Source organism: Reyranella sp., from assembly GCF_004296935.1.
Taxonomy (GTDB): Bacteria; Pseudomonadota; Alphaproteobacteria; order Reyranellales; family Reyranellaceae; genus Reyranella.
The window spans coordinates 1-9,008 of the sequence record NZ_SCVH01000068.1 but is presented as its reverse complement, the minus strand read 5'-3'; the positions used below and the strand labels follow the sequence as shown (position 1 = coordinate 9,008).

Sequence of the window (9,008 nt, the reverse complement as noted above, 5' to 3'; positions counted from 1 at the left end):
GCCGGCCTCGATCCCGCAGCCGAACGACCTCGCCCATTCGACGCCGCTCGAGACGATCGTCGAGCTGGGGATCATCGGGGCGATCCCGGCGTTCGCCCTCGTACTGCTGCCTTGGGGCGCCAGCTTGCGCGGCGGATTCAGGCGGCAACAGCGCTACCGGATCCTGCCGGCGGCGGCCTTTGCCATCGCCGCCGTGCCGATCCTCCATTCGATGGTCGACTTCAGCCTGCAGATCCCGGCGATCGGCTTCGTCACCAGCGCCGTGCTTGGCATGGGCTGGGCGCAGGCCTTCCATCGCGGCAGGCGGCCTCCAGACGCCGCGACAGCCTAGGTCATTGCAGCGCGTTGGACTGCCAGAGGTCGAAATCGTACGGCTTGTTGGACAGCCTCGAGCCGAACACCAGGGGCAATTCGGCGCCGAACCCGTCGATCTTGCGATAGCCGTCGGCGCCGGCGAACGATGCGTCGCGATCGACCACGACGTACTTGTGGCGCTGCGGATCGGGCCGGGTGCCTTCGAGTCCGGGCACCCAGTCGAGAGCGTCCAGGCGTGCGCCTGCCTTGACGACGGCGATCCAGGCAACGGCGCTTCCCCACACCTGGTCGCCCGGCTTCAACCGGCTCGACAGCGGCGCCATCTGCACGGCGTAGTCGCGCTGAGGTCCCTGGAACCAGTAGGCCAGCAGCCTCGGCCCGACCGAGAAGGCCGCGATGTTGGCCATGAAGGCGAGGCAGGCCACCGTCGCCCCGAGCGCGATCCAGCGCCGCCGCCAGAAGGCGCCGCTCTCGGCCAGGCACGCCTCGATGCCGGTGCCGATCAGGCAGAACACCAGGGTCATCGGGTACAGGGTATAGAAGCCGCTGATCTTGCCGGCGACGAGCGCGTGCAGGAGCAGGAGCAATGCGGTCAGCGCCAGCAGCGCCCGGACCTGGCGATCGCGCCAACGCCGTCCCGCGATCATGCCGACGAGCGCGGCCAGCGCCAGCAGGTAGATGGCCGGCAGCCGGCGGAACTCGAGGGCATAGCGCGCGCCTTCGGCGGCGAATCGATCGAGGATGCCGCCGCCGCCGGACCGGTTCAGGAGCAGCGACAGATACTGCGCCTGAAACTCGGGGAGGAACTGCTGGGCGTAGGTCAGCCAGGCGCCGGCCAGGACCGCGGCGCCGACGCCGAAGACGAGCGTCGACCGCAGGCGGTCACGGGCGAAGGCGAGGATGATGACGGCCAGGCTGGCGCCCCATGGCAGCGCGGCGGTGTGGAAGACCGTGGCCACGCTGGCGCAAAGTCCGGCCAGGAAGAAGGTGCGCAGCGCCGGGTTCGCGGCCGGACGCAGCGACTGCACGACAAGGTGCGTGGCCACGACCAGGGCCATGATCGCCGCGGTATCCATCCGCGATTCCTTCGCAGTCAGCACCCAGTCCGGCCAGAAGAACAGCGCCAGTGCCGCGACCCAGGCGCCGGTCGTGCCCGGGTTGATGCTTCTTACGAAAGCGAAGACCGCCCAGACGCCGAGGCCGCCGAACAGGATGCTGGCGAGCCGGGTCTGCCAGATGCCGAAGCCGAACAGCTGGTAGGACACCGCGGACGCGAGCGGCAGGCCGGGCGGCTGCCAGAGATAGTGGTCTTCGAAGCCACGGTTCAGGCTGAGGATGTCGGCGCGGAATCGGCCGGTCGTGATGAGCTGCCATCCGGCGTCATTCAGCAGCGCCTCGTCGTAGGAGAACAGCGGATAGGTCATGACGTCGAGGCACTGGAGCACGACGAAGGCTGCGGCGAGGAAAAGTCCGGCGTAGCCGTACGGCCTATGTCGAGTGGCCATGGATCTCGCCATAGAGGGCCGCCATCTCGGCCGCGACGTCGCCGACCGAGCGGGACCGCACGCTGTTGGCCGCGCGCGCGGCGACCTCGCCGGGATCGGCGGCGGCCTGCTGCATCGCCACCGCCCAGGCGCGGGGATCGTCGAAGGGCAGCAGCCAGCCGTCGATGCCGTCGCGAATGCGCTCGGCGATGCCGCCGAGATCGGCACCCATGACCGGCACGCCCATCGCCTGGGCTTCGAGCACGACGATGGGGCCGGTCTCCATCCAGCGCGAGGGAACGGCCAGGATGTCGAGGCTCTCGAGAAACGCCGGAATGCGCTCATGCGGCAGCGGACCGATAAGCTCGATGCGGGGATCCGCCGCCGCCGCCTGCTCGATCGGCCGGAGGATTTCAGGATCGTCGCTGATGCCGGCGATGATCAGCCGCAGCGAGGTATGCGATGGAATTTGCCCCATCGCCTCGAGCAGCGTCTGAACGCCCTTGTAAGTCTCCAGCCGGCCGACGAAGCCGATGGTCAACGGATGCTCGCCTGCGTCGCGGCGCGCGCGTCCAGCGCCGTCGCTGAACGCCGTACTGGCCGCCTGGCGGCTGAGCAGGATCTTGCCGTCGGGAATGGCATTCTCGCGCAGCGCCGAGCGCACCCAGTCGCTCGGAACGACGATCCGCTCGCAAAGCCGGCCGAGCTCCTGCAGCCGCGCCGCCTGGCCGGCTGCCATCGTCCGCGCCGAGGCGAGCGTGGCCAGGCGCCGCGCCGGCGAACGGGCCAGCCACGGCGGCGGTGTCCATCTCGGCAGGTGCGAGATCAGGCGTGCGGCCGGCGCGGGAACGCCGCGGTCGAGGGCCCAGCAGCAGGCGCAACGCTGTTCGTCGATCCGGCCGTCGCACGGTGCCTTGCCTTCAAGCAGCATCGTGCCCCGCAGGCAGAGCGGCGAGGGCACGTGCAACGTGGCGACGGTCGGGATTCCCAGCGCCGCGGCCTGGCGCAGATGGTCGAGCCCCGAGCCCGTCGTCCACGAATGGAGATGGAACACGTCCGGCGCCAGCCTGCGGACAAGCTGCTGGAATTGTTCGGCGCTCGAGTCCGCTGGATAGCGGAGCACGGGAATGCCCTCCCACGCGTACTCGCGCCCGGGACCGGTGGTCGACGCGGCGATCGAGCATTCGACTCGGTGCTCGCGGAGCGCGTTGGCGAGGTCGCGGACATAGACCTCGGTTCCCCCGACCGGGTCGGGAAAATAGAATCCGACGCAATGGACGACGCGCAGGCTCATGGCACGGTCGGTCGCTGGCTCATGGTCGCCGGCTCATGGTCGCTGGCTCATGGGCGGCGCCGCAGATTGACCAGCCGTTCGGCCGTGCGAAAGCCGAGCAGCCGGTAGGCGAGGGCGAGGCTCGGGCGAATGGGGGCCTGGAAGCCGGGGTCGAGTTCGTAGATCCAGTCGTAGACGGCGGCGGCCTCCGCCGGATGGGTCCTGGCGAGGTCGCGCATCGCCGACCAGAGAAAGCGGAGGCCGGCCCGCTTGCGCCGTGGCGTGAGTTCGTCGGCCGCAGCGAGCATGGCCAGCGCCTTGCGGTAAACCATGATCTTCTGCCATGTGCCGACGGTCTTCACGATGCCGCCGGAGATCTGCAGGCGCCCGCGCGAGTGCCGGCGGTGGACGAAGGCCGGCTTGTCATGCACGGCGAGGCGCGGCTTGCGGAGCGCGACCTCGATCATGAACATCCGGTCGTCGATGAACGCGAAATCCTGGCGGTGCGGGATATCGGCGATGAAGGCGCGGCGGAACAGAAACGCCGAGTAGTGCGAGCTCCAGCCCTCGCCGAGCTGCTGGGCGATGAAATCGTCGCAAGGTTCCCAGGAATTGACGTGGAGGCTGCCGTCGTCGTCGTCGTCGCAGTCCTGGTAGCCGGCGACGACGACGTCGGCTGCGCTGCCGCGCGCCAGCCGGAGCTGTGCGTCATTCGCGCCTTCGGCCAGCCAGTCATCGGAGTCGAGGAAGCGGACATATTCTCCCTCGGCGATCTTGAGCGCCTCAACGATCGCCCAGTCCTTGCCCCAGTTGTCCATGCGGATCGCCCGGATGCCGGCCTGCTGGCTGAGCCACTCCCAGGTGCCGTCGGTGCTGCCGTTGTCGACGACGATCACCTCGACCTTCGCTGCCGTGGAGAGGCACGACTGCACGGCGTTGGGAAGCGACCAGAGCCGGTTGTAGGTCGGGATGACGATCGAAACGTCGATCATTGGCCCCAACGCTTGTCGCTGCGCAGGGCGCTGTCGCGGGGAACGAACAGCATGTCGATCTGCCAAAGCGCGCCGTCGAGCGGCCGGCGGGTCATGCCGCAGATGTCGTAGGCAACGAAGCCGTGGCCGGCGAGCCAGCCCACGAGCTCATCGAGCAGCGGGACGCCCTGGTGGATGTCGAGCAGGTTCACCTCGGCCAGAATCGCACCGACGCGTGGCAACGACGCGGCTCCGCCCTTCAGGACATGCAGCTCGTAGCCCTGGACATCGAGCTTGAGCAGGTCGGGCGCCTCGCCGGCGTACCAGTCGTGGACTGCCGAATCGATCGTCCACTGCGTGACCTTGGAGGTCGGGTGAGTCGCATGGTGCTCGCGCAGTACCGACGACGCTGTCTCTGCCATGTTGAATTCCACTTCCTGGCGGAATTCCGGTCCGAGCACGCCGCGGTGAAGCTCGACGCCGGGCGCCGATGCCCGCAGCGCTTCGATCTGCTCGGCCGGCTTTTCCAGGGGTTCGAAGCAGGCGATGCGGGCTCGCGGCCAGACACGCAGCACTTCCCGGGCAAAATCGCTCTCCGACACCGAGACCTATGCCCGCCTGACCGGCGCCGATCCGGCCGAGGTGCTTCGCGGCTCGACGTCGATCAGTGTCGGATACATGGGCGAAAACTACGTCGACCTGGGATTCCCGGGAATGCTGCTGGGTATCGCGGCGCTCGGCGTGATGATCGCCGGGGTCATTCGCTATTTCATGCGATCGCCGCTGCCATGGATGGTGCGCCAGGGCATCGTGCTGGCGTTCATCTACAACATTTCAGGCACCGGCGTCGAAATGTCCCTGCCCAAGCTGTTCGGCAGCACCATCATGTTCTTCCTCGTCTACATCCTGCTGGTGAAATTCGCGCTGCCGATCGGCCTCAAGTGGCTGTACGCCCGTGCCGGTGGGGACCGGACGCAGCCGACCTGATGCGCCTTCTCCACGTCGTACCGACGTACCTGCCCGCGCTTCGATACGGCGGCCCCATCCGTACGGTTCATGCCCTCTGTCGCGCCCTCGCCGCACGGGGGCACGACGTTCATGTCTTCACCACGAACGTCGACGGCGGGCAGGACAGTGACGTGCCGCTGCAGCGCCCGGTCGATCTAGAGGGCGTCAAGGTCACGTACTTCCCGAGCAGCCTGTTGCGCCGTCTGTACTGGTCGCCGCCCATGGGACGCGCGCTCGCGCGTCAGGTCGCGGGCTTCGATGCCGTTCATCTCCACGCCGTCTACCTGTGGCCGATCTGGGCCGGAGCCAGGGCGGCACGGGCGCATCGGGTGCCGTACGTGATATCGCCGCGAGGCATGCTGGTGCCCGAACTGATGCGCCGCAAGAGTCGCTGGGCAAAGGCGGCATGGATCGCGCTGATCGAGCGCACCAACCTCGAACGTGCCGCCGCCATCCACACTACCTCGACGGTGGAGGCAGGGCACATCGCCGGACTAGGCTGGAAGCTGCCGCCCATCGCCATGATCCCTCATGGCGTCGACGACCCGCCCGCACCATCGGCGGCACCGCTGTCGCCCGATGTGGCGAGCGCCATCGGGGGCAGCGCGCCGGTTCTGGCGCTGGGCCGCATCAGCTGGGAGAAGGGGCTCGACCGGCTGATCGCGGCCTTGCCGCTCGCGCCCGCGGCGCGCCTCGTGATTGCCGGCGACGATGCCGATGGACATGCCGCCGTCCTGGCGGCCGAGGCGCAACGCGCCGGCGTCGCCGGACGGGTGACCATTCTCGCCCGTCACGTCGCGGGCGCCGACAAGGAAGCGCTGTTTGCCGCGGCGCGCGTATTCGCGATGACGTCGCTGTCGGAGAATTTCGGCCTGGCGGCGTTCGAAGCGATGCGCCGAGGGGTTCCGGTATTGACCACGGCCGACGTCGGCATGTCGGAAATCGTCCGCGACGCCCATGCGGGCCTGGTCGTCGACACCGCTCCGGCGGCGATCGCGGAAGGGCTCAACGCCCTCCTGGCCGACGCCGCGCGAAGTCGCGCCATGGGTGAGACCGGCCGGGCCCTCGTCGTCGCGCAGTACGGCTGGCCATCGATCGCGCACCGCATGGAAACGCTCTACCGCTCGCTCGGCGACGTCGGCGCGGCACGTCCATGAGCGACCTGCTGGAACTGAGCCCGTTCGATCCCGTCACCGAGCGCCGGTTGGTCATCATTGCCGACTGGCTGCCGCCCGATTTCGGCGCCGTCGGCCAGTACATGCAGATGCGCGCCCGCGCCCTGGCCGAGCGTGGGCACGACGTCACCTTGATCGGTCTCTCTTCGGGCGAGGGATCGGTCCGGCAGGAGGCGCAGGGCAGGGGGACCTTGACAGAGATTCGTCTGTCGACCCGTCCGGTACCGCGTGGTTCCTTCCTGGCCCGCCTGGCGTGGACGGCCGTCACGAACCTGCGGCTGGTGGTTTCGGGCTTTCGCGCCCTGCGGGCGGCGGACGGCATCCTATTCACCGGATCGCCGCCGCTGCTCATTCATCTGCTGGCACCGCTGAAGCCGCTGTGGCGTGGCCGCCTCGTCTACCGCATCACCGACTTTCATCCCGAGTGCCTGATCGCGGCACGCGATCGCCCGTCCCGCGCGCTCGGTCTGCTGCTCGGCCTGACGAATTTCTGGCGGCGACGGATCGGCGGCTTCGAGGTCCTCGGACTCGACCAGCTGAAGCGACTGCGCGAGACCGGCGTCCGCGAAGAGCGCATCACCCTCGTGCGCGATGGCTCGCCCGTGTCGTTCGGCGACGACGTCGTGGCGGAACCGCTGCCGGCCGACCTCAGAGGCTCATGCGTGCTGCTATATGCTGGAAATTTCGGCGTGGCACACGACGTCGAAACGGTCGCCGAGGGATACAGGCTTCATCATCGTGCGGGAACGGGCAGGGTTCGCTTGTGGCTGAGTGCGACCGGTGCCGGGGCCGACGATCTTGCCCGACGCTTCACGGCGCAGGGTCTGCCGTTCCACAAATCGGAGCCTGTTCCCCTGGACCGCCTCGCCGGGCTGCTGCGCGCGCCGGACGCGCATCTCGTGACGTTGAAGGACGCGTTCGTCGGCTTCGTCATGCCTTCGAAGATTTACGCCTGCATCGACTCGGGCAAGCCGGTGCTCTTCGTCGGCAGCTCGGAATCCGATGTCGATTTGTTGGTGCGCACTGCGAAATTGGGCAGATATTGGCGTGTGAAGTGCGGAAATGCCGCAGGTTTTGCCACCGCCCTCGAGGAACTCGCGGATCGGTTGAGGACAATTGCCTCCGCCGCGGTTCCTTCCGAGGGCTGATACTTTGTTAAGTATCTAGATTAGGATGATCATTTATCTAATTGAATTTTAATGGTATTGATATCCTGCGCGGGCGGTGATATTTTCTGTCTGCGGTGATACTGCAGACTTTTTCGATTGTGAAATAACCAGAGTCGATCAGACCCGACTCTCCTTGGCGGCGCCAAGGGCGTATATTTGCTGTATTGATTGGGCTTATTGGAGTTGCGCCGCGATGTTTTCGACCGGACCCTCGATCGATTGCAGTGACCGGGCAGGGGCTTGGCTTCGTGAGCGCGATTCAGTAACTTATCCTTTAACTTGGGTGGGACCGAACCGAGCTCTGCCGGTCGGGCCAAGTGGGTGTGAACTCTTCAAAATGGGCTGCAATGGTGGTTACCGCCGCGGCCGGGTTGGGTCTTATGGTTAAAATTGCATTTAGAGCGCAGTGTCTTGCAATGGTGTCGTCCATTGCCATCGCCAGCGCAGCGAGTGCGCAAACGCCATCTGCACAGGGCCAGGACCAGCAGGTCGCTCAGGCCCAGCAAGCTCAAGGACAGCAAGCTCAAGGACAGCAAGCTCAAGGACAGCAAGCTCAAGGACAGCAAGAGGGTGGCGGCCCGCAGCAGGGCGGTGGTCCTTTGCAAGGCGCCGGTCCGCTGCAAGGTGCGGGTCCGCTTCAAGGTGCCGGTCCGTTGCAGGGTGCGGGTCCGCTTCAGGGTGCGGGTCCGTTGCAAGGTGCGGGTCCGCTTCAGGGTGCAGGCCCGCTGCAAGGCGCCGGTCCGCTGCAGGGTGCGGGACCGCTTCAGGGTGCCAGTCCGCTTCAGTCTGCGGCGCCCGTGCAGAACGTTGGCCCTGCCGATGGACTCAATACTTTGAACGCGGCACCGCCGCCGGTCGCGCCGCCGGCGGCGTTTGCGGGTGCTCCCGCGCCGCCGCCGGCCAGCAGCGCGACTCCCAAGGTTGGATTTTCCCTGTCGGCATGACGACACGGCTGGGTCCGAAGAGCCAGCTCGAAGGCTTCGTCGGCTACCAGACGCAGACGTACATCGCGGACGGCACCTCGACAGGCGCGGCGACCTTCGGACTCAGCGGCAGCTGGAATGGCTACGAGCCATTGACCCTGCGCCCGCAATTTCTGCGCAGCATCAACCAGTCCGCACTCGCGAACTACCAGAACTACGTCTCGACCACGCTCGGCGTGGATTTCACCTACGACGTTCACGGCCCGTGGCAGGCCATCGGCGGCACGTCCATCAATTCCGCGGACTATACGCCCGCTGTCGGCGTCGCGAACGTGGCCCCGCGCACCGACTATTTCTTCAAGGGTTCGCTCGGCGTGATGTATTCGCTCCGCCCGCAGGTCCAGATCGGCCCACTGTACGAATATACGCAGGGTTGGTCGACCGATGTTGCCGCCGGCGGGCCTGCGTTTACCCGCAACATGCTATCCATCCGCCTGATCGCGAAGCGGTGACGTCGTGACAATCGCAGCCGCTCTTTCCCGTTCGCAACAGGCAGCCTGGCGCCGCGCGCTGCTCCTGTGGGCCTGCTTGCTCGGTGCGGTTCTTGGCCTGGCCGCCTGCGGCGACAAGCAGCCGCCGATGTCCACGAAGACGCTGCAGCAGCCTTCCCAAGTGACGCAAACGATCCGG

General features: G+C 67.1%; 8 protein-coding genes and 1 pseudogene. 5 read left to right on the top strand and 4 right to left on the bottom strand.

Translation table 11 applies throughout. From position 1 onward, the window contains the following. Window positions 1-331: pseudogene (locus EPO55_RS08890) on the top strand (hypothetical protein); the annotation flags it as partial. 1 nt (window position 332) lies between these two features. On the opposite strand, the gene EPO55_RS08885 reads toward EPO55_RS08890, so the two are convergent. From EPO55_RS08885 to EPO55_RS08870, 4 genes are read right to left on the bottom strand one after another with little or no spacing between them, the layout of a single operon-like run. Further along, entirely contained in the window at window positions 333-1,820 is a 1,488-nt protein-coding gene (locus EPO55_RS08885; protein ID WP_296336297.1) for a glycosyltransferase family 39 protein, read from the bottom strand. After that, window positions 1,804-3,093 (bottom strand): glycosyltransferase, encoded by a 1,290-nt coding sequence (locus EPO55_RS08880; protein WP_296336296.1) that lies wholly within the window; start codon window positions 3,091-3,093, stop codon window positions 1,804-1,806. The genes EPO55_RS08885 and EPO55_RS08880 overlap by 17 nt, the downstream gene beginning before the upstream one ends. 47 nt (window positions 3,094-3,140) lie before the next feature. Next, entirely contained in the window at window positions 3,141-4,064 is a 924-nt protein-coding gene (locus tag EPO55_RS08875; protein ID WP_296336295.1) for a glycosyltransferase family 2 protein, read from the bottom strand. Continuing rightward, window positions 4,061-4,618 (bottom strand): FkbM family methyltransferase, encoded by a 558-nt coding sequence (locus EPO55_RS08870; RefSeq protein ID WP_296336294.1) that lies wholly within the window; start codon window positions 4,616-4,618, stop codon window positions 4,061-4,063. Before EPO55_RS08870 ends, EPO55_RS08875 begins: the two co-directional genes overlap by 4 nt. Here EPO55_RS08870 and EPO55_RS08865 point away from each other — a divergent pair. The 4 genes from EPO55_RS08865 to EPO55_RS08850 all read left to right on the top strand — a co-directional run bounded on the left by EPO55_RS08865 (window position 4,590) and on the right by EPO55_RS08850 (window position 8,830). Further along, on the top strand, window positions 4,590-5,030 hold the full coding sequence (locus EPO55_RS08865; protein WP_296336293.1) for a hypothetical protein: 441 nt from the start codon (window positions 4,590-4,592) through the stop codon (window positions 5,028-5,030). The two genes, EPO55_RS08870 and EPO55_RS08865, sit on opposite strands and share 29 nt — an antisense overlap. Continuing rightward, complete coding sequence (locus EPO55_RS08860) at window positions 5,030-6,208, top strand: glycosyltransferase (protein WP_296336291.1); 1,179 nt, start codon at window positions 5,030-5,032, stop codon at window positions 6,206-6,208. Before EPO55_RS08865 ends, EPO55_RS08860 begins: the two co-directional genes overlap by 1 nt. Then, window positions 6,205-7,374, top strand: a complete 1,170-nt coding sequence (locus EPO55_RS08855; protein WP_296336289.1) for a hypothetical protein — start codon at window positions 6,205-6,207, stop codon at window positions 7,372-7,374. The genes EPO55_RS08860 and EPO55_RS08855 overlap by 4 nt, the downstream gene beginning before the upstream one ends. Window positions 7,375-7,801: 427 nt before the next feature. Further along, the gene (locus EPO55_RS08850; protein WP_296336287.1) at window positions 7,802-8,830 is read left to right on the top strand and encodes an outer membrane beta-barrel protein; all 1,029 of its coding nucleotides are present in this window, start codon (window positions 7,802-7,804) and stop codon (window positions 8,828-8,830) included. The last annotated feature ends 178 nt before the right edge of the window (window positions 8,831-9,008 follow it).

Bases quoted from the DNA above. Each gene is read 5' to 3' on its own strand.
- EPO55_RS08855 (WP_296336289.1), top strand. From the start codon at position 6,205: ATGAGCGACCTGCTGGAACTGAGCCCGTTCGATCCCGTCACCGAGCGC.
- EPO55_RS08875 (WP_296336295.1), bottom strand. From the start codon at position 4,064: ATGATCGACGTTTCGATCGTCATCCCGACCTACAACCGGCTCTGGTCG.
- EPO55_RS08860 (WP_296336291.1), top strand. From the start codon at position 5,030: ATGCGCCTTCTCCACGTCGTACCGACGTACCTGCCCGCGCTTCGATAC.
- EPO55_RS08880 (WP_296336296.1), bottom strand. From the start codon at position 3,093: ATGAGCCTGCGCGTCGTCCATTGCGTCGGATTCTATTTTCCCGACCCG.
- EPO55_RS08885 (WP_296336297.1), bottom strand. From the start codon at position 1,820: ATGGCCACTCGACATAGGCCGTACGGCTACGCCGGACTTTTCCTCGCC.
- EPO55_RS08865 (WP_296336293.1), top strand. From the start codon at position 4,590: ATGCGGGCTCGCGGCCAGACACGCAGCACTTCCCGGGCAAAATCGCTC.